Genomic DNA, 18,487 nt, shown 5'->3' on the forward strand with positions numbered 1-18,487 from the left:
CCGCTTGCCTCCCGACGGATTTTCGTCGAAACCATCTGGCATCGGAAACAGGAGGATGATCCGGAATGACCGAATGGGGCAGGACCGGCAAGGACAGGATTGCGCTTGTGACGGGCGGCGGCACGGGCATTGGCCTGGCCATCGCGCGGGGTTTGAGTGCTGAGGGTTATGCGGTCGTCATCACCGGCCGGCGGGCCGTGGTGCTGGAAAAAGCGGCGGCAGATATTTCCGGCGAGACCGGCAATCCGGTCAAGGCGATCGCCTGTGATGTCGGTGACCCGGCCCAGGTGGCGGCGGCCTTCGAGCAGGTGAAGCACGATTTCAGCCGGCTTGACGTGCTGGTCAACAATGCCGGCTCCAATGTTTCGCCGGCGCTCCTGGAAGACATTCCCTTCGAGGAGTGGACAAGCATTCTCGGCGCGAACCTGACCGGCACCTTCCTCTGCACCCAGCAGGCCTTCAAGATCATGAAGGAGCAAAACCCGCGCGGCGGTCGCATCATCAACAACGGCTCGATTTCCGCCAGCGCGCCGCGGCCGAACTCCGCGCCTTATACGGCGACGAAACACGCCATCACCGGTCTCACCAAGTCCACGGCGCTCGACGGGCGCAAATATGACATCGCCTGCGGCCAGATCGATATCGGCAATGCGGCGACGGACATGACGGCGCGGATGAGCGGCGGGGTGCTTCAGGCGAACGGCGAAATCGCCAGCGAGCCGACCATGTCGGTCAAGCACGTGGCCGATGCGGTGATCTACATGGCAAGCCTGCCGCTCGATGCCAATGTGCTGACCATGACGGTGATGGCGACGACGATGCCGTTTGTCGGGCGGGGGTAACTAACGGCGCGGCTCGCCGCCTTCGGCATAGACCGTCTTCTGCTGGAATTTGAAGACATGGCCGCACCGACAGCGGATCATGTGTTTTTCGGGATATTTCGACGGCCGCTCGGTGAGGAAGCCGCGCGGTAGCGCATCGACCATGAAATCCGGGTTCTTCCGGGTCGGCATGTCGTCCTCGGAGACTTCGGCATAGCCGGAGTTGCCGCACATGGCGCATTCGAGTTTGCGCGAGTAGCGGTCGCGGGCGGCCATGGGTGATTCCTTCATGAGATTCGGGTCCGCCGTTAATAGGCATGGCGTCGGGTGGTTTCAATGGCTCGGGCTGCCGAGCAGCGCCTGAAGGATCGCGATGATGCGCCGGTGCTGGTGTGCGTGGCGGGTGCGCACGTTGACGGCGGCGTAGACGGCCTGCGCAATCGGCTCGGCGCCGGCGACCTGGCTCGCCGCGCCGGTGCGTATCAGACGCTGCGCATCCGCGGCCATGACGAAGGCCGAGCCGCCGAGTTCCTGCATCAGGGCGAGGACGGCCGTCGTCTCGCCGCTGGCGATCGGTGCGGTGGAAAGGCCCGGATAGGCCTGCCGGTGCAGTCGGTCGAAGGCAGGAGAATAGACCGCCTGAATATAGTCCTCCGGCCTCACGTCCTCGATTCGCGTCGCCCTATTGCTGACCATCTCGTAATGCACGTCGCCGATGCGCTCATAGTGCAGGTCCGGCAGGTAATGCGGCGTGAACAGGATGGCGAGGTCGAGGTCGCCGGCGCCGAGGTCGCGGTTCATCTGGTTGGAATAGTCGACCTCCAGATAGATCGAGGTGCCCGGCAGTTCCTTGCGCACCGCCGACAGCCAGTCGCCGGCAAAATGGGCAGCGAGATCGTGTTGCAGGCCGATGCGCATGGAGCGCTCGTAGGCGCCTGCCGTCTCCACTGCGCGCGTCGCCTCATGCCATTGATGTTGCAGGGCTTTGGCATGGTCGAGGAACCGCAGGCCGGCGGCCGTCGGTTGCGTGCCGCCCTTGTTGCGGGCGAAGAGTTTTCGCGCGAACTGTGCCTCCAGTGCGTTGATGCGGTGGGTGACCGTTGATTGCGTGATGTTCAGCCGCTCTGCCGTGCGGTTGAAGTTCTTCGTTTCCATCAGGTCGAGGAATGTCTCAATCAGGATGATTTGCATGGAGGCGCCGTATTTCGTGAATGTTTGGCGCCAGTGTAATCGGCATCGTCGATTAATAAAGCGATTTCCGCGGCTTGCTGCGCGGCGTTTTGGTTGCCACAAATCCCTTCCAAAGAAGAGGAACGAGAATGTCCGGACTGCCATCCCACGCGCGCGTCGTCATCATCGGCGGAGGTGCCGTTGGCGCATCCGCGCTCTATCATCTGGCCAAGGCCGGCTGGACCGACAGCGTGCTCTTGGAAAAGAACGAGTTGACGGCCGGTTCCACCTGGCATGCCGCCGGCAACGTGCCGACCTTTTCCTCCTCCTGGTCGCTGATGAACATGCAGCGCTATTCGGCCTCGCTCTATCGCGAACTCGGCGATCTGGTCGACTATCCCATGAACTACCATGTCACCGGCTCCATCCGCCTCGGCCACTCGAAGGAGCGCCTGCAGGAGTTCAAGCGCGTCGTCGGCATGGGCCGCTACCAGGGCATGGATCTCGATATTCTCTCACCCGACGAGATACGCGGAAAGTATCCCTTCCTCGAAACGCACGACCTGACCGGCGCACTCTACGACCCCAATGACGGCGATATTGACCCGGCGCAGCTGACGCAGGCCCTGGCCAAGGGCGCGCGAGACATGGGCGCGAAAATCTTCCGCTTCTGTCCCGCCACCGGCGTGCGCCGAGAGGGCGACGAATGGGTGATTTCCACGCCGCAGGGCGAGATCCGCTGCGAGAAGGTCGTCAATGCGGCCGGATACTATGCCCGCGAAGTGGGAAAATGGTTCGGTCGCGACGTGCCGATGATGGTGATGAGCCATCAGTACATGCTGTTCGAGGAAATCCCGGAACTCGCCGCCTGGTCGCGCGAAGCCGGCCACAAACTGCCGCTGCTGCGCGACGTCGATAGCTCGTACTATCTGCGCCAGGAAAAGACCGGCATGAACCTCGGCCCCTATGAGCGCAACTGCAAGGCGCACTGGGTGACGCCGGATGATCCGATGCCGGACGACTTTTCCTTCCAGCTTTTCCCGGACGATCTCGACCGCCTTGAATGGTATCTGAACGACGCCGTCGAGCGCGTGCCGATCCTCGGCACCGCCGGCCTGTCGCGCATGATCAACGGCCCCATTCCCTATGCACCGGATGGAAACCCGCTGCTCGGCCCCATGCCCGGCGTGCCGAACGCCTATGAGGCCTGCGTCTTCACCTTCGGTATCTGCCAGGCTGGCGGTGCGGGCAAGGTGCTGGCGGAATGGGTCACGGAAGGCGAGACGGAATGGGACATGTGGTCCTGCGATCCGCGCCGTTACACCAGCTTTGCTGCCGATAAGGATTACTGCGTCGCCAAGGGCATGGAAATCTACGGCCACGAATATGCCATGCATTTCCCGAAACACGCCTGGCCGGCCGGCCGGGACCAGAAGCATTCGCCGATCCACGACCGCATCAAGGCGCTGGGTGCGCAGTTCAAGCCCTATAACGGCTGGGAGCGCGCCAACTGGTATGCCCAGCCCGGCGATGACACGTCCGAAGAATCGACCCAGACCTGGAACCGCGAAGGCCCCTGGCGGCCGCGCATCGAGGAAGAATGCCGCGCTGTCACCGAGGCCGCCGGCATTCTCGACCTGCCGGGTTTCTCGCGCTTCCGCGTGAAGGGCGAAGGGGCGACGGCGTGGCTTTCGTCGCTCATCACAGGCAAGGTGCCGAAGCCCGGCCGCATCGGTCTCGCCTATTTCTCCGATGACAAGGGCCGTATCGTCACGGAAATGTCGGTCATGATGCTGGACGAGGACTTTTTCTTCCTGATCACAGCGGCAACCGCCCAGTGGCATGATTTTGAATGGCTGCAAAAGCATGCGCCCAAGGATGCCGCCTTTACCATCGACGACGTCACGGAAAACTTCTCCTGCCAGATCCTCTCCGGCCCGAATTCCCGCGCGATCCTCGCCGAAGTGACGGATGCGGACCTCCAGAAGGGCTGGCTGACGCACCAGAGCTGCCAGATCGCCGGCCGTTGGTGTCAGCTTGTACGGGTCTCCTTCGCCGGCGAACTTGGTTGGGAAATCCATACGAAGGTCGAGGACACTGCGGCGATCTTCGATGCCGTCTGGGACGCGGGCCAGAAGCATGGCCTCAAGCCCTTCGGCATGGAGGCGCTCGACAGCCTGCGCATTGAAAAGGGCTACCGCGCCTGGAAGGGCGACCTTTCGACGGATTATACGATCCTGCAAGGAGGGCTCGATCGCTTCGTCGATTGGGGCAAGCCCGATTTCAAGGGCAAGGCGGCGCTGGAGCGCGAGAAGCAGCAGGGCGTCACCAAGCGCTTCGTGACGCTGACGGTGGAGGCCGGCGACTGCGACGCGCCCTACATGTCGACGCTCTGGCACAACGGAAAGGTCGTCGGCGAGACGACCTCCGGCAACTGGGGCTACCGCACCGGCAAATCCATCGCGCTCGGCATGCTGAAGGCGGACCTTACCGTGCCCGGCACGGAAATCGAGGTGGAAATCTACGGCGACCGTTTCAAGGCGACCGTCCAGCCTGACGGCCCGCTCTTCGACCCCAACAATGAAAGACTGCGTGCATGAGCAAGCCCATTCCCTCCAAGGCGAGAGCCGTCATCATCGGCGGCGGCGTGTCCGGCTGTTCGGTCGCCTACCACCTCGCCAAGCTCGGCTGGACGGATGTGGTGCTCCTGGAGCGCAAGCAGCTCACATCAGGCACCACCTGGCATGCGGCGGGCCTGATCGGCCAGCTGCGCGCCTCGCAGAACATGACGCGCCTCGCGAAGTATTCCGCCGACCTCTACACTAAGCTCGAAGCCGAGACCGGTATCGGCACCGGCATGCGCCAGTGCGGCTCGATGACCGTGGCGCTGACCGAAGAGCGCAAGGAGGAAATCTACCGCCAGGCCTCGCTCGCCCGCGCCTTCGACATCGACGTGCGCGAAATCACCGTTGACGAGGTGAAGGCGATGTATCCGCACCTCAACACGGCGGATGTGAAGGCCGCCGTGCATCTGCCGCTCGACGGGCAATGCGACCCGGCGAACATCGCGATGGCCTTGGCAAAGGGCGCGCGGCAGAACGGTGCGACCGTCATCGAGAACGTCAAGGTCACCTCCGTCGTCACCAAGGACGGTCGCGTGACGGGCGTCACCTGCGAGCAGAACGGCGAAACGTTTACGATCGAGACCGACAACGTCGTCAACGCCGCCGGCATGTGGGGGCGTACGCTGGCCGACATGTCGGGCGTGACGCTGCCGCTGCATGCTTGCGAGCATTTCTACATCGTCACTGAGCCGATCCCGAACCTGCAACGGCTACCGGTTCTGCGTGTGCCGGACGAGTGCACCTATTACAAGGAGGATGCCGGCAAGATGCTGATCGGCGCCTTCGAGCTGAAGGCCAAGCCCTGGGGCATGGACGGCATCAGCGAGGATTTCTGCTTCGATCAGCTGCCGGAAGATTTCGATCACTTCCAGCCGATCCTTGAAAACGCCATCAACCGCATGCCGATGCTGGAAACTGCCGGCATCCACACCTTCTTCAACGGCCCGGAGAGCTTTACGCCGGACGATCGCTACTATCTCGGCGAGGCACCGGAACTGAAGGGTTATTGGGTCGCCGCCGGCTACAATTCCATCGGCATCGTCTCCTCCGGCGGCGCTGGCATGGCGCTGGCGCAATGGATGAACGACGGTGAGGCGCCGTTCGATCTCTGGGAGGTCGATATCCGCCGTGCCCAGCCGTTCCAGAAGAACCGCGCCTATCTCAAGGACCGCGTGTCGGAAACACTTGGCCTGCTCTACGCCGACCATTTCCCCTATCGCCAGATGGCGACGGCCCGCGGCGTGCGCCGCTCGCCGCTGCATGAGCACCTGAAGGCGCGTGGCGCGGTGTTTGGCGAAGTGGCGGGCTGGGAGCGCGCCAACTGGTTCGCCAACGAGGGACAGGAGCGGGAATACCGTTACAGCTGGAAGCGGCAGAACTGGTTCGAGAACCAGAAGCAGGAACACCTTGCCGTCCGCAATGGCGTCGGCCTGTTCGACATGACCTCCTTCGGCAAGATCCGCGTTGAGGGTCGCGATGCGCTCGCCTTCCTGCAACGCCTCTGCGCCAACCAGATGGACGTCGCCCCCGGCCGCATCGTCTATACCCAGATGCTGAACAACCACGGCGGCATCGAGAGCGACCTGACGGTGACGCGCCTTTCGGAAACCGCCTTCTTCCTCGTGGTGCCGGGCGCGACGTTGCAGCGCGACCTTGCCTGGCTGCGTAAGCATCTGAAGGACGAGTTCGTCGTCATCACCGATGTCACGGCGGCCGAAAGCGTGCTCTGCGTCATGGGTCCGAAAGCACGCGACCTCATGCAGAAGGTGAGCCCGAACGATTTTTCCAATGCGGCGCATCCTTTCGCGTCAGCGCGGCAGATCGAGATCGGCATGGGCCTCGCCCGCGCCCACCGCGTCACCTATGTCGGTGAACTCGGCTGGGAACTCTATGTCTCCACCGACCAGACGGCGCATGTCTTCGAGGCACTGGAGGAAGCCGGCGCCGATGTCGGCCTGAAACTCTGCGGCCTGCACACGCTGGATAGCTGCCGCATCGAAAAGGCCTTCCGCCATTTCGGCCATGATATTACCGACGAGGACCATGTGCTCGAAGCCGGTCTCGGCTTTGCGGTGCGTACCAAGAAGGGCGATTTCATCGGTCGTGATGCGGTGCTGCGCAAAGAAGAAGAGGGGCTGAAGCGCCGTATGGTGCAGTTCAAGCTTGCCGATCCAGAACCGCTGCTCTTCCACAACGAGGCTTTGGTGCGCGACGGAAAAATCGTCTCGACCATCACATCGGGCAACTACGGCCACCATCTCGGCGGCGCCATCGGCTTGGGCTACGTGCCGTGCGAGGGCCAGAGCGAGGCGGATGTGCTGGCCTCAAGCTACGAGGTCGAGATTGCCGGCGTGCGGGTGAAGGCGGAAGCCTCGCTGGCGCCGATGTATGACCCCAAGTCGGAAAGGGTACGCGCATGACCACGCTTGCCGAACGCCACCAGCGTTTTCACGACCTCCATCAGTCGGGTTGCTTCGTCATCCCGAACCCCTGGGATATCGGCTCCGCCCGCATGATGGCGGCGTCAGGGGCCGTGGCGCTCGCCACCACCTCCGCCGGTTTCGCCTTCACGCTCGGCCGGCCAGACATGGGCCGGGTGACACGCGACGAATCCTTGAAGCATGCGGAAGATCTCGTGCGCGCGACACCGCTCCCCGTCTCCGGCGATTTCGAGAACGGTTTTGCCGATGCGCCGGAGGATGTTGCCGAGACCATCCGGCTTGCCGCAGACGTCGGCCTTTCCGGCTGCTCGATCGAAGACACGCAGATGGTCGACGGCAATCCTGCCTATGGCTTCGATCTGGCCGTCGACCGCATCCGCGCTGCCGCCGATGCGGCCCGATCACTCGGCCGGCCCTTCATTCTCTGCGCGCGCGCCGACGGCGTGATGAACGGCGTCTACGATCTTGACGAGGCTATCCGGCGCATCCAGGCCTTCGAGAAGGCGGGCGCCGACCTGCTCTATGTGCCGGTGCCGCCGGGTGCCGAGGAACTGAAGCGCGTGGTGCAATCGGTCGCAAAGCCGGTCAATGCACTCGCCGCCGGGCCGTTGCGCCAGCTGACCGTGCCGCAACTGGCTGCCATGGGCGTGCGCCGCATCTCGCTCGGTTCGATGATCGCCCGCGTCACCCATGCGGCCATCGCCGAGCAGATGGAAGCCATCGTGAAGGATGGCAGTTTCGCAAAATTGTCCGCCGCTGCGTCGGGTGACCGGATCAACCAGATGCTTGTCACCGGCGCGGGGGAGACGGACGATATGTGACCAGGCAGTTTCGTTGTCAGGCAATGCGGGAGAAGTTCAAGATCTACTTCCGAGCCGTTTGATAGTGATTCACGAGACGTCTCTATCTAATTGTTAAGGCGGGAATTTTCGGATCCGTGTCAGCCGCCGCGACGGTCGAAATGGGTGCGCAGCGAGACGTGCGTCTGCACGGTCGCAATCCCCGGCGTCGTTGCGATCTGCCGGCGAACGGTGTCGAGTTCGGCGTTTGACGTGCATTCAACGAGCAGCATCAGGTCCGTCTGGCCAGCGAGTGACCAGCATGTCACAACATTCGGAATGCCGGTGAGATGCGGCACGATATGGTCGCAGTTGCGGCCCTGCTGGAAACCGATGGCGATCAACGCTTCCACGCCCGGCCGCTCCTTGTCGATACCGAGCCGCACCGTGTAGCCGGCGATCACGCCCTTCGCTTCCAGCCGCCGGATTCGCTCGTGCACGGCGCTGCGGGAGAGCCCGGTATGGCGCGCAAGTTCCACAAGGCTTTTTCGTGCATCGGCGCGAAGGGCCGCCAGCAGCAGTTTGTCTTTCTCGTCCAGTTCGTTCATCCGGAATTTTCCCCACTCGACCGGATGATTGTCCGGCAACCTGTCACCTTGCTGCGCGAAACCGGACAGAAAAGCAACTAGTCGTCGGTCATCGTTTCAAGGAGAGACCGATGCCCACCATACCGGAAAATGCCGTCCTGATCCCGATCGACATGCAGCGTGCCTTCGATGCCGCGCCCTGGCCGCGGCGCTGGAACGACCGACTGGATGAAAACGGCCTTGCCTTGCTTGCCGCCTGGCGGGACGCGAGGCGCCCGATCATCCATGTCCGCCATGACAGTGTCGAGCCGGGCTCGACGCTTCGGCCGGAGGCGCCGGGCAATGCGCTGCGACCCGGTTTTGCGCCGCAGGCCGGCGAACCGCTGGTGACGAAGAGTGTCAACGCCGCCTTCATCGGCACGGATCTCGATCTGCGCCTGCGCCGCCTCGGCGCGGACACGGTGGTGCTGTTCGGCATTTCGACGGATATGTGTGTGTCGACCAGCGTGCGCGTCGGCGCCAATATGGGCTACCGCGTCATCCTGGTTGAAGATGCCTGCGACTGCTTCGACCTGCCGGACGGCGAGGGCGGCACGATCCCGGCAAGGGATGTCCACCGCGCGCATGTCGCGACGCTCCGGCACGAATTCGCCACCGTGTTGCGGACGGCGGACCTTATCGCGGCCGTCTAGCGGACGACCGCGCGCACATCGCGGGCGCCGAAATCCCATTCGGGCGCCGTGACGGGGTTGAGGTCGCTGCCGGGGAAGACGGCGAAGGTGGTGAAGGGCTGGCTTTGGCCCGGCAGCACGCGCAGCACGATCAGCGCGCTGTCGCGGCCGACCTCCCGGCAGGTGCCGTTCGGGCAATCGGAAAGCACGACGTCGAGCCGGAAGGACTGCATGGGCGACGTGCCCTTGTTGGTGATGTTGCCGGTCACGCGAAAACTCGTCTTCGTCTGGCCGGCGGCCGCCTGCATGTCCGAAAGTTCGACCGTGTCTTCCGTGAGGACCGGCACCGTGGCGTTCGGCGTCACGGGCTCGCCGGACGGCGCGCGTTCATCGACGAACCAGATGAGAAGGGCGCTCGCCAGGCCAAGGGCCACCACGATGGTGAGGGCCGGCTCGACCCAGCTTTGAAAACGCCGGAAACGCAATGCGAGATACAGAATAGCCGCCGCCGCGACTGCAAATGCCCAGATCATTCAGGTCCTCCTGAATATGCTATAGCGTGCGCAGCGGGTGGCCGGAAGGTCAGATGCTTCACTTTGACTTGAGACTGATCCAGTAGGCGCCGTCGAAGGGCACGGCGGCGAAACGTTCGTTGATTTCCTTCAGTGTCTGGTCGGGATCGATATCGGCAAAGATATCCGGGCGCAGCCAATGCGCGAAGGCTTCCGCGGCAAGGATGTTGAGCGGCACGGCATTGAAGAAGTTCCAGAGGCCGTAGACGCGCTGTTCCTTCACAGCCTTGAGGTTCGCCAGGAACGGGCTTGCGACGGCGCGGGCGAGTGTCTCGCGTGCTTCGTTCGGATCGACGCCGGGGCCGATCGAAAACGAGCTGTAGGTGCCGCCCGGCGAGGCGGTGGCGATATAGGCGTCCGGATCGGCCGCGACGATGAACTCCGCGCTGACGATGCCACCCTGCGCCGGCAGGCTTTCAGCAATGTTGCGGCTGCCGGTGATGGCGATGAAGGCGCCGAGACCGCCAGTGCCGTAGGCGTAGCAGCACTTTTCCGGGTTCGGGAAGGCGTCCATCAGCACGGTCGGGCCGGGCTCGGGATGCTGGGCGACGCGATCGCGGATGCGCCTGACGCGCGCCTCGTAGAAGTCGGCGAAGGCGTTCGCCTGTTCCTCCCGGTTCAGCACCTGGCCGAGCAGGCGCATGTTGCCGGCAGTGTTGTTCAGCGCGTCGCTGTTGAAATCGACGACGACGACGGGCACGCCGCTTTGCTCGAGATAGGTGATCGCCTGCTTGCCGAGTTCGGTTTCGGCCTGCCAGTTGGCGAGGATGGCGAGGTCCGCCTTGAGCGACAGCACGGTCTCGAACGACACCGTGATGCCGTCGCCGATGATCGGCACCTCCTCGATTTTCGGGAACTTGTCCTTGAAGCGCGCGTAGATTTCCGGGTTGTCGCCCTTCATGTCATTGGCCCAGCCGGCGAGCAGGCTCACCGGATCGGGATGGATAAGCGAGAGCGCAACGAGGTTGAAGCCGCTGCCGAGCAGGATCGCCTTCGGTTCGGCCGGGATGGTGACCTCGCGGCCGAGCGCGTCCTTCACGGTCAACGGGTACTGCACGTCGGCGCGGGCGGGGAAGGCGGCCCACAGCAGAATGGAGGCGAGGAGAGTGAAGAGGCGTAGGGTCATTGTTTTCTCAGTTCCGGCAGGGCGCAGAGTTCGCCGCAGCCCGGAATGCCGGGCAGCATGTAGCGCAGGCAGCAGACCTTGCGGCGACAGTGGACGGCACCGGCCTCCAATTCGTGGCGCAGGCAGCCGTGGAAAGGGTTGCGGTTGCCATTGGCAAGCAGCGGGCAGTCGAAAAGCGGGCGTGACGGCCAATGGTCGTCGCCTTCGGACGGCGACCGATCGGTCGTGTTGAAGGCGTAGTCGATGTAGACGGCGGCGTTGTTCCAGGCAAGTTTCGGCGCGATGCCGGATTTTTCCTTGAGGAGGGCCACAGCGCGGGAAAGGTGGCAATCTACCAGCGGCGTGATGAGATCGACGAGGTCGCTGCCTTCGCTCCAGTCTCCCTCATGCGGCAGGCCGAAGGCGCGCGGCAAGCCGTCCTCGCCGATCGCGATGGTCATCTCCTCCAGGGCGATCGGCAGCGTCATCTCCGCCCGGCGCGCCACGACATAGGGGATCGTCAGCGCGGAAAAATAGTAAAGCGACCAGAAGGAGGCCGCCGCCCGCCGGTCGGCATTGCCGTGGCTTGCCGCATACCGGTCGAGCGTCTCGGCAAAGCCGTCTCCGGCCAGAAAGTCGCAAAGCGGCATGGCGCCCTCAAGGTCCGACGAGAGCATCATCTTCTCGCCGCACCAGGCATGTTCACCGGTAAAGACCGCCTTCAGGCCGTTGGGCCTGAAGGCGGTCTCGCCGTCCTGGGAGGAATGGATCGTCAAGGGCTTACCACGAATATTTCAGACTACCGATGACCGTGCGGCCCTGGTCACGATAGCAATAGCCGGCCGAGCATACGGAGTCGCGGCGGTTGAAGAGGTTCGTCGCGTTGACTTGAAGCTTCAGGCCTTCGAAGTCCTTGTTGATCGCGGCGAAATCGTAGGAGATCGATGCATCGACGAGGGCGCGTGAACTGTTCGTGGTCTTGTTTTCGTCGTCACCGAAGCTCGAACCCAGGAAGCGCACGCCCGCGCCGATGCCGAGACCGGCCAGTGCACCGTCTTCCGGCATGTCGTAGTGTGCCCAGAGCGACGCCATGTGGTTCGGCACGGAAGAGACCTCTTTTCCGACAGTGCCGGTCGGGCCGTCGAGGATTTCGGTCTGCGTGTAGGTGTAGGACGCGATCAGCGAAAGGCCGTTGTCCAGCGAGGTGTTAGCCTCGAATTCGAAGCCGCGCGAGCGGATCTCGCCGCGCTGGACCTGTGCATTGGTGACGGTGCCGTCTGGCAGTGTCACGACTTCATAATACAGGCTGTTCTTCTGATCGATGTTGAAGAGGGCGGCCGTCAGCAGCGTGTTGCTGTTCGGCAGCAGATACTTCACGCCGATTTCCTGCTGTTCGCTTTCCGTCGGCTTGAAGGGATCGCGTGTTGCGACGTCCACGCCGCCATTCGGCGAGAAGGCGGTCGAGTAGCTGGCATAAGGCGTGATGCCCCATTCCGTTTCATAGGTCACGCCGGCACGCCACGTGAAGGCACGGTCCTTCTGGTTGGTCGTGCTCAAGGCGCCGGAGGCCAGATCAGTATCGTCGGTATCCGTCGATACCCAGTCGTAGCGGCCGCCCAGCGTGAGGGTAAGCGCGTCGTAACGAATCTGATCCTGAAGGTAGAGGCCGGTGATGAACTGGTCCTGCACGGTCTTCGTCTGGAAGGCGATCGGATCAACGGGCCGGCCCGCCGTCGGGTTGTCGGTGTCGATCGGCGGTGCGGTGCCGTAGCCGTTGAGCGACTTCCAGTAGATCTTGGTCAGATCGATGCCGCCCAGCATGGTGTGTTCCAGCGCGCCTGTCGCGAACTTCGCTTCGAGCTGGTTGTCGATCGTGTAGGTGTTCAGCCACTCTTCGTAGGTGCCGGCCGTGCCTTCGAGAAGGGTCGGGTCGTCCTTGTTCCGCTCGGACGCGAATGCCCAGTCGGCGTCGATGTTGAGCCTGGATGCGCGGGCGTTCTGGCGGAAGACGAAGACATCGTTGAGGCGGTGTTCAAATTCGTAGCCGATGCGGCCCTGGTCCTGGATGGCATCGTTGAAGGCTGGATTGCCAGCGAAGATGTCGGTGACCTTGCCGGCAGCGCTGTCGAAGAAGTAAGCCGCCGTGCCGCCGGTCTCGGTGCGGGAGTATTCGCCGAGGATGGTGAGCTTCGTGTCCTCGTCCGGCTTCCAGGTAAAGGCCGGTGCGATGTAGGCGCGATTATCCGGAACGCCGACCTGTTCGGTATCCGAATCGCGGAGCAGACCGGTCAGGCGATAGTAGAACGGGTCTTCCTCGTTGACCGGGCCGGAAAAATCGAACTGGCCCTGGTAGCGATCGTGGCTGCCATATTGCACCTGTACCTCGCGCAAGGCCTCTTCCGTCGGGCGCTTGCTGATGAGGTTGTAGAGGCCGCCGGCGCCGGCAGGCCCGTACAGCGCGGAGGAGGGGCCGCGCAGAATCGAGACGCCTTCGAGGCCGTAAGGCTCCGTCTTGAAGAGCGAGGAGCCAAAACCGGGCTGGCGCAGGTTGTCGCGGAAGATGCCGGTATAGGTCACGTCGAAGCCGCGCAGCGTGAAGCTATCGAAGCGCGGGTCGAAGCCGTAGCCGCCGACACGGGTGCCGGGCGTATAGGCGATGGTGTCGAGCAGCGTCTGGGGATTGCGGTCTTCCAACTGCTGCTTGGTGACCGAGGAGATCGACTGCGGCGTCTGGATGAAAGGCGTATCCGTCTTCGCGCCGGTCGCGCTGCTCTTGCCGACATAACCATCGGCCGTGATCACGCCGCCGCTGCCGCCGTTGATGACGATTTCTTCGAGAACGGTCGCGCCGCCATCCGTCGCGGGTGCTGCCTGATCCTGCGCCATAGCGACAGTGGCGAGCGTAAGGAGCGAGGTGCCGGCGAGGGCTAGGTGAGACATCGTGCGGAAACGGTTGGGCATGCGGATCACTTTCTGACGGGACGATCAATAACATGACCGTTTTCATCAGGATTAAAGGCGTCCGCAACAAATTATATGACTAAACTACTCATGTTTAAGTCCGTGTTGCGCGATTGCAACGCGGACTGTCGATGGCCTGCACTCAGAAGGCGAGGCTGCCCGCCATGAATGCAAGCACAACGAAAATAAAGAAGATGACGAGGGCGATCGCGAAAAGAACCTTGGCGATGGTGGCTGTCGCGGCCGAGACGCCGGAGAAACCCAGGAAGCCGGCGATCAGCGAGATAACGAGGAAAATCAGTGCCCATTTCAGCATGGCGGTGCCTCCGATGATGTCGGAAGAAGACGCGCGACGGGTGAAATTGTTCCAAAAATGGCAATCTCCCGGAGCGCGGAGAACACTCCGGGAGAGGCCGCGCGGGCGGCCGACGGCTCGAGGGTCAGCCGTGGTTGATCATGACGTGGCGCACGGCGGTGTAGTCCTCCAGCGCGTAGATCGACATGTCCTTGCCGTAGCCCGACTGCTTGACGCCGCCATGCGGCATTTCGGTCGTCAGCATGAAGTGCGTGTTGATCCAGGTGCAGCCATATTGCAGGCGGGACGCCGCCTTCATCGCCTTGCCGATATCCTTCGTCCAGACGGAGGAGGCGAGGCCGTAGTCGCTGTCGTTCGCCCAGGTGATCGCCTGGTCGGCTTCGGAGAAACGGGTGACCGAGACGACGGGGCCAAAAACCTCGCGGCGGACGATCTCGTCGTCCTGCGTGGCACCGGCCACCACCGTCGGCTGGAAGAAATAGCCGTCGTCGCTGCCGGTCCGCCCACCCGCGGTGATCTCGATGTGCTTTACCTCCGCGGCGCGTTCGACGAAGCTTGCCACGCGGTCGCGCTGTCGCTTGGAGATCAGCGGGCCGATCTCGTTCAGTGTGTCGTCCGGGTCGTTGTACTTGATGGTCGAGACGGCGGCGGAGAGGTCGGCAACGAGCTTTTCGTAGATGCCGTCCTGCGCATAGATGCGGCAGGCGGCGGTGCAGTCCTGCCCGGCATTGTAGTAGCCGAAGGCGCGGATGCCGGCGACGACGGCGTCGATATCCGCATCATCGAAGACGACGACCGGGGCCTTGCCGCCGAGTTCGAGATGCGTGCGCTTGACGGTCTTTGCCGCCGCCGCCAGCACCTTCTTGCCGGTCGCGATGTCACCGGTGATCGACACCATGTTGATCTTCGGATGGTTGATCAGCGTATTGCCAACCGTCTCGCCGCGGCCGAGCACGATATTGACCACGCCCTCCGGCAGGATGTCGGCCAAGAGCTTCGCCATCTTCAGCGCCGTCAGCGGCGTCTGCTCGGAAGGCTTGAAGACGACGGTGTTGCCGCCGGCAATCGCCGGCGCCAGCTTCCAGGCCATCATCATCAGCGGATAGTTCCACGGCGCAATCGAGCCGACGATGCCGATCGGGTCACGGCGGACCATCGAGGTGAAGCCCGGCAGGTATTCGGCGGCGACCGGCGCCTGCAGCGTGCGGATTGCACCGGCGAAGAAGCGCCAGCAATCGACGATGGCCGGCAGTTCGTCGTTGCGGGCCGCGTTGATCGGCTTGCCGCAGTTCAGCGATTCCAGCGCGGCAAAGGCATCGGCGTCCTTTTCGATGGCGTCGGCGATCCGCAAGAGATAGCCGGAGCGCTCGGCGGGCGTGGTGGTCGCCCAGGAGACGAAGGCCTTTTCGGCGGCGTCCACGGCAGCGTCGATTTGCGCGTAGGAAGCCTCCGGCAGGTCGACGATCTTGCCGCCGGTCTTCGGGTTCAGGATGTGCTCTTCCGCCTCGGTGCCGGCTTCGAAGCGCGAGCCGATCAGCATCTGGGTGTCCATCTTGGTTCTCCCTATCGTTGGTTCATTTGCCGGCGCCGGCAATCTGGTCGCCGTCGCGGGTGAGGTAGTAGGCGCCGAGGATCGGCAGGAAGGTGAGGAGCACGACCACCATGGCGACGACGTTGGTCACCGGGCGCTGCCGTGGGCGGACAAGCTCTTCGAGCATCCAGATCGGCAGGGTCGATTGCTGGCCGGCGGTAAAGGTTGTCACGATCACCTCGTCGAAGGAGAGCGCGAAGGCGAGCATGCCGCCGGCGAGCAGCGCCGTGCCGATGTTCGGCAGGATGATGTAGCGGAAGGTCTGGAAACTGTCGGCGCCGAGGTCCATCGACGCTTCGATCAGCGAGCCCGAGACGCGGCGGAAGCGGGCGACGGCATTGTTGTAGACCACCACGACGCAGAAGGTCGCGTGGCCGAGCACGATCGTCCAGAACGAGAAGGGGATTTCCGCGAAGGAGAAGGCGGAGCGCAGCGCGATGCCGGTGATGATGCCGGGCAGAGCGATCGGCAGGATGACGAGCAGCGAGACCGTCTCGCGGCCGAAGAATTTCGTGCGGGAGACCGCGGCGGCGCAGAGCGTTCCGAGCACCAGGGCGATGGCCGTCGAGATGGCCGCGACGCGCACGGACAGCCCCATCGCGGCCCAGACGTCCGGCCGGTTCCAGGTCACCGCGAACCATTGCAGCGTATAGCCCGGCGGCGGGAACTGGTAGCTCTTCTCCTCCGTCGTGAAGGCATAGAGGAAGATCAGCAGGATCGGCAGGTGCAGGAAGGCGAGGCCGGCACCGGCGGCGATCTTCAGGCCAAGGGGGGCGGAGGTGTTCTTGTCAGAGCGCATCGAAGGCTCCCTGTCGCTTGGCCATCCAGAGATAGAGACCCATGATGACGATCGGCACGACGGTGAAGGCGGCGGCCAGCGGGATGTTGCCGGCCGTGCCCTGCTGGGCATAGACCGCCTGGCCGATAAACAGCCGCGACGAGCCGATGATCTGCGGGATGATGTAGTCGCCCAAAGTCAGCGAGAAGGTGAAGATCGAGCCGGCGATGATGCCGGGCAGCGCCAGAGGGAACAGCACGTATCGGAAGGTCTGGGAGGGTTTGCCGCCGAGATCGGCCGACGCCTCGATCAGGTTGCCCTGCACGCGCTCCAGCGCCGCCTGGATCGGCAGGATCATGAAGGGCATCCAGACATAGATGAAGACGATGAAGGTGCCGGTGTAGCTGATCGACAGCGATGAGCCGCCGACGACGGGAAGCGACAGCCACGCCTCAAGCAGCCAGAGCAGGTGCAGTTTGGCGAGCGCCCAGGTGACGATGCCTTCCTTGGCGAGGATCAGCTTCCAGGCGTAGACCTTGACCAGATAGCTCGACCACAGCGGCAGCATGACGCCGAGATAGAAGATGACCTTCCATTTCCCCTTGGCATAGCGTGCCGCATAGTAGGCGATCGGGAAGGCGATGATGGCGGAGGCGAGCGTCACCAGCGCGGCCATGACGACGGTGCGCAGGATGATATCGAAGTTCGACGGGATGAGCAGCTGCCTGTAGGTGGCGAGCGTGAACTCGTAGTTGATCAGCCCGGAAAAATCGTCGATCGAAAAGAAGCTCTGCAGGAGCAGTGCAAAGAGCGAACCGAGATAGATGACGCCGAGCCAGAGCAGCGGCGGCGTCAGCATCAGCAGCAGCAGGATTTTCGGGTTGCGCCAGAAGAAATCCGAAAGCCGTCCGGTGAGGCCTTCGCGGCGCGCAAGGATGGAGGTGTCCGCCACGGTGCTCATGGGGTGGCGTCCATCTGGTGCAGGTCTTCCGGCAGGAAGGAGAGGGTGACCGTCTCGCCCTGCACTGGCACGGCAAGCGAGGCCGGCACCATGGCGGCGACGCGCGCACCCACCGCTTCCACGGTCACGCGGTTCGCCGCGCCGAGGAAGCTGGTCGCAACCACGCGGCCGGAAAACGGCTTGCGGCCCGGGCCGTCGCCGAGCGTGACGTCCTCCGGCCGCAGGCTGGCGTGGCTGTTGCCGAAGCCGAGGCTTGCCACGAAATCCGGCGGCAGCACATTGGAGGAGCCGACGAAATCGGCGACGAAGCGCGTCTTCGGCCGCTTGTAGACCTCTTCCGGCGTGCCGAGCTGCTGGATCTTGCCGTCGTTGAAGACCGCGATGCGATCGGCCATCGACAGCGCCTCGCCCTGGTCGTGGGTGACGAAGATGAAGGTGATGCCGAGCGATTTTTGCAGCGACTTCAGTTCTTCCTGCATCTGCTCGCGCAGCTTGAGGTCAAGCGCGCCGAGCGGCTCGTCGAGCAGCAGCACACGGGGGCGGTTGACGAGGGCGCGGGCGAGCGCCACACGCTGCCGCTGGCCGCCGGAAAGCTGGCCGGGCCGGCGGGTGCCGTAGCCGGGCAATTTGACCATGGCAAGCGCCTCTTCCGCCGCCTTCAGGCGCTCCGCCTTGCCGACACCTTTGACCATCAGCCCGTAGGCGACATTTTCGAGGATCGAGAGGTGCGGGAAGAGGGCGTAGTCCTGGAACACCGTGTTGACGTTGCGCCGGTAGGGCGGCACGCCTTCCGCCGTCTCGCCAAAGATCTCGATATGGCCTGATGTCGGTTGCTCGAAGCCCGCCATCAGGCGCAGGCACGTCGTCTTGCCGGACCCGGACGGCCCGAGCATCGCGAAGAACTCGCCCTCGGCAATGGCGAGGTCCACGCTGTCAACGGCGCGCACGGCGCCGAAATGGCGGGAGACTTGCTGGAAGAGGACGGCGGTCATGGGGGCTCCCGGGGAGTTTGCGTTTTGCCCCTCATCCGCCTGCCGGCACCTTCTCCCCGCAAGCGGGGCGAAGGAGGCATGAGGATGCGTTTTCCGCTGCAGGCCTGTTGCCGCAAAG

17 protein-coding genes are annotated in these 18,487 nt (G+C 63.6%); 5 read left to right on the plus strand and 12 right to left on the minus strand.

Annotated features, from left to right (window positions below):
* Positions 1-65 precede the first annotated feature (65 nt).
* Positions 66-842, plus strand: coding sequence for an SDR family oxidoreductase (locus BSY16_RS02585; RefSeq protein ID WP_069058223.1), 777 nt, complete (start codon positions 66-68; stop codon positions 840-842).
* Here the strand turns inward: BSY16_RS02585 and BSY16_RS02590 are convergent, their stop codons facing one another.
* Positions 843-1,097 carry a hypothetical protein gene (locus tag BSY16_RS02590; RefSeq protein ID WP_069058224.1) on the minus strand — a complete coding sequence of 85 codons (255 nt, stop codon included), beginning with the start codon at positions 1,095-1,097 and terminating at the stop codon, positions 843-845.
* Positions 1,098-1,154: 57 nt separating this feature from the next.
* The gene (locus BSY16_RS02595) at positions 1,155-2,012 is read right to left on the minus strand and encodes a LysR family transcriptional regulator (RefSeq protein WP_069058225.1); all 858 of its coding nucleotides are present in this window, start codon (positions 2,010-2,012) and stop codon (positions 1,155-1,157) included.
* A 128-nt stretch (positions 2,013-2,140) separates the two neighbouring features.
* Here BSY16_RS02595 and BSY16_RS02600 point away from each other — a divergent pair, with 128 nt between their 5' ends.
* The 3 genes from BSY16_RS02600 to BSY16_RS02610 are packed head-to-tail and all read left to right on the plus strand — an operon-like array spanning position 2,141 to position 7,877.
* Positions 2,141-4,591, plus strand: coding sequence for a GcvT family protein (locus BSY16_RS02600; RefSeq protein ID WP_069058226.1), 2,451 nt, complete (start codon positions 2,141-2,143; stop codon positions 4,589-4,591).
* Positions 4,588-7,035: a GcvT family protein gene (locus BSY16_RS02605; protein ID WP_069058227.1), complete on the plus strand. Its 2,448-nt coding sequence runs from the start codon at positions 4,588-4,590 to the stop codon at positions 7,033-7,035. The genes BSY16_RS02600 and BSY16_RS02605 overlap by 4 nt, the downstream gene beginning before the upstream one ends.
* Positions 7,032-7,877: an isocitrate lyase/PEP mutase family protein gene (locus tag BSY16_RS02610; RefSeq protein ID WP_069058228.1), complete on the plus strand. Its 846-nt coding sequence runs from the start codon at positions 7,032-7,034 to the stop codon at positions 7,875-7,877. The genes BSY16_RS02605 and BSY16_RS02610 overlap by 4 nt, the downstream gene beginning before the upstream one ends.
* A 119-nt stretch (positions 7,878-7,996) precedes the next feature.
* Here BSY16_RS02610 and BSY16_RS02615 read toward each other — a convergent pair whose 3' ends face one another.
* Positions 7,997-8,443 carry an Lrp/AsnC family transcriptional regulator gene (locus tag BSY16_RS02615; protein WP_069058229.1) on the minus strand — a complete coding sequence of 149 codons (447 nt, stop codon included), beginning with the start codon at positions 8,441-8,443 and terminating at the stop codon, positions 7,997-7,999.
* A 110-nt stretch (positions 8,444-8,553) separates the two neighbouring features.
* On the opposite strand from BSY16_RS02615, the gene BSY16_RS02620 reads away from it, so the two are divergent.
* On the plus strand, positions 8,554-9,114 hold the full coding sequence (locus tag BSY16_RS02620; protein WP_069058230.1) for a cysteine hydrolase family protein: 561 nt from the start codon (positions 8,554-8,556) through the stop codon (positions 9,112-9,114).
* Here BSY16_RS02620 and BSY16_RS02625 read toward each other — a convergent pair.
* From BSY16_RS02625 to BSY16_RS02665, 9 genes are all read right to left on the minus strand, one after another.
* Positions 9,111-9,626 carry a hypothetical protein gene (locus BSY16_RS02625; protein WP_069058231.1) on the minus strand — a complete coding sequence of 172 codons (516 nt, stop codon included), beginning with the start codon at positions 9,624-9,626 and terminating at the stop codon, positions 9,111-9,113. The two genes, BSY16_RS02620 and BSY16_RS02625, sit on opposite strands and share 4 nt — an antisense overlap.
* A gap of 58 nt (positions 9,627-9,684) precedes the next feature.
* Positions 9,685-10,791 (minus strand): ABC transporter substrate-binding protein, encoded by a 1,107-nt coding sequence (locus BSY16_RS02630; RefSeq protein ID WP_069058232.1) that lies wholly within the window; start codon positions 10,789-10,791, stop codon positions 9,685-9,687.
* Positions 10,788-11,450 (minus strand): siderophore-iron reductase FhuF, encoded by a 663-nt coding sequence (gene fhuF / locus BSY16_RS02635; RefSeq protein ID WP_083242959.1) that lies wholly within the window; start codon positions 11,448-11,450, stop codon positions 10,788-10,790. Before fhuF ends, BSY16_RS02630 begins: the two co-directional genes overlap by 4 nt.
* Positions 11,451-11,550: 100 nt before the next feature.
* On the minus strand, positions 11,551-13,731 hold the full coding sequence (locus tag BSY16_RS02640; protein ID WP_069061330.1) for a TonB-dependent siderophore receptor: 2,181 nt from the start codon (positions 13,729-13,731) through the stop codon (positions 11,551-11,553).
* Positions 13,732-13,873: 142 nt separating this feature from the next.
* Positions 13,874-14,047, minus strand: a complete 174-nt coding sequence (locus BSY16_RS02645; RefSeq protein WP_069058234.1) for a DUF1328 domain-containing protein — start codon at positions 14,045-14,047, stop codon at positions 13,874-13,876.
* 124 nt (positions 14,048-14,171) lie between these two features.
* On the minus strand, positions 14,172-15,599 hold the full coding sequence (locus BSY16_RS02650) for a gamma-aminobutyraldehyde dehydrogenase (RefSeq protein ID WP_069058235.1): 1,428 nt from the start codon (positions 15,597-15,599) through the stop codon (positions 14,172-14,174).
* A 22-nt stretch (positions 15,600-15,621) separates the two neighbouring features.
* Positions 15,622-16,437, minus strand: coding sequence for an ABC transporter permease (locus BSY16_RS02655; protein WP_069058236.1), 816 nt, complete (start codon positions 16,435-16,437; stop codon positions 15,622-15,624).
* Positions 16,427-17,377 carry an ABC transporter permease gene (locus tag BSY16_RS02660; protein ID WP_069058237.1) on the minus strand — a complete coding sequence of 317 codons (951 nt, stop codon included), beginning with the start codon at positions 17,375-17,377 and terminating at the stop codon, positions 16,427-16,429. The genes BSY16_RS02655 and BSY16_RS02660 overlap by 11 nt, the downstream gene beginning before the upstream one ends.
* The gene (locus BSY16_RS02665; RefSeq protein ID WP_069058238.1) at positions 17,374-18,369 is read right to left on the minus strand and encodes an ABC transporter ATP-binding protein; all 996 of its coding nucleotides are present in this window, start codon (positions 18,367-18,369) and stop codon (positions 17,374-17,376) included. The genes BSY16_RS02660 and BSY16_RS02665 overlap by 4 nt, the downstream gene beginning before the upstream one ends.
* Between the last annotated feature and the right edge of the window lie 118 nt (positions 18,370-18,487).

Source organism: Sinorhizobium sp. RAC02 (assembly GCF_001713395.1).
In the GTDB taxonomy this organism is placed as follows: Bacteria; Pseudomonadota; Alphaproteobacteria; order Rhizobiales; family Rhizobiaceae; genus Shinella.

What these genes read in the sequence shown, in the direction of transcription:
- BSY16_RS02655 (WP_069058236.1), bottom strand. Translation starts at nt 16,437, where the DNA reads ATGCGCTCTGACAAGAACACCTCCGCCCCCCTTGGCCTGAAGATCGCC.
- BSY16_RS02585 (WP_069058223.1), top strand. Translation starts at nt 66, where the DNA reads ATGACCGAATGGGGCAGGACCGGCAAGGACAGGATTGCGCTTGTGACG.
- BSY16_RS02595 (WP_069058225.1), bottom strand. Translation starts at nt 2,012, where the DNA reads ATGCAAATCATCCTGATTGAGACATTCCTCGACCTGATGGAAACGAAG.
- BSY16_RS02605 (WP_069058227.1), top strand. Translation starts at nt 4,588, where the DNA reads ATGAGCAAGCCCATTCCCTCCAAGGCGAGAGCCGTCATCATCGGCGGC.
- BSY16_RS02650 (WP_069058235.1), bottom strand. Translation starts at nt 15,599, where the DNA reads ATGGACACCCAGATGCTGATCGGCTCGCGCTTCGAAGCCGGCACCGAG.
- BSY16_RS02590 (WP_069058224.1), bottom strand. Translation starts at nt 1,097, where the DNA reads ATGGCCGCCCGCGACCGCTACTCGCGCAAACTCGAATGCGCCATGTGC.
- BSY16_RS02610 (WP_069058228.1), top strand. Translation starts at nt 7,032, where the DNA reads ATGACCACGCTTGCCGAACGCCACCAGCGTTTTCACGACCTCCATCAG.
- BSY16_RS02645 (WP_069058234.1), bottom strand. Translation starts at nt 14,047, where the DNA reads ATGCTGAAATGGGCACTGATTTTCCTCGTTATCTCGCTGATCGCCGGC.
- BSY16_RS02630 (WP_069058232.1), bottom strand. Translation starts at nt 10,791, where the DNA reads ATGACCCTACGCCTCTTCACTCTCCTCGCCTCCATTCTGCTGTGGGCC.
- fhuF (WP_083242959.1), bottom strand. Translation starts at nt 11,450, where the DNA reads ATGATGCTCTCGTCGGACCTTGAGGGCGCCATGCCGCTTTGCGACTTT.
- BSY16_RS02665 (WP_069058238.1), bottom strand. Translation starts at nt 18,369, where the DNA reads ATGACCGCCGTCCTCTTCCAGCAAGTCTCCCGCCATTTCGGCGCCGTG.
- BSY16_RS02625 (WP_069058231.1), bottom strand. Translation starts at nt 9,626, where the DNA reads ATGATCTGGGCATTTGCAGTCGCGGCGGCGGCTATTCTGTATCTCGCA.
- BSY16_RS02640 (WP_069061330.1), bottom strand. Translation starts at nt 13,731, where the DNA reads ATGCCCAACCGTTTCCGCACGATGTCTCACCTAGCCCTCGCCGGCACC.
- BSY16_RS02660 (WP_069058237.1), bottom strand. Translation starts at nt 17,377, where the DNA reads ATGAGCACCGTGGCGGACACCTCCATCCTTGCGCGCCGCGAAGGCCTC.
- BSY16_RS02620 (WP_069058230.1), top strand. Translation starts at nt 8,554, where the DNA reads ATGCCCACCATACCGGAAAATGCCGTCCTGATCCCGATCGACATGCAG.
- BSY16_RS02600 (WP_069058226.1), top strand. Translation starts at nt 2,141, where the DNA reads ATGTCCGGACTGCCATCCCACGCGCGCGTCGTCATCATCGGCGGAGGT.
- BSY16_RS02615 (WP_069058229.1), bottom strand. Translation starts at nt 8,443, where the DNA reads ATGAACGAACTGGACGAGAAAGACAAACTGCTGCTGGCGGCCCTTCGC.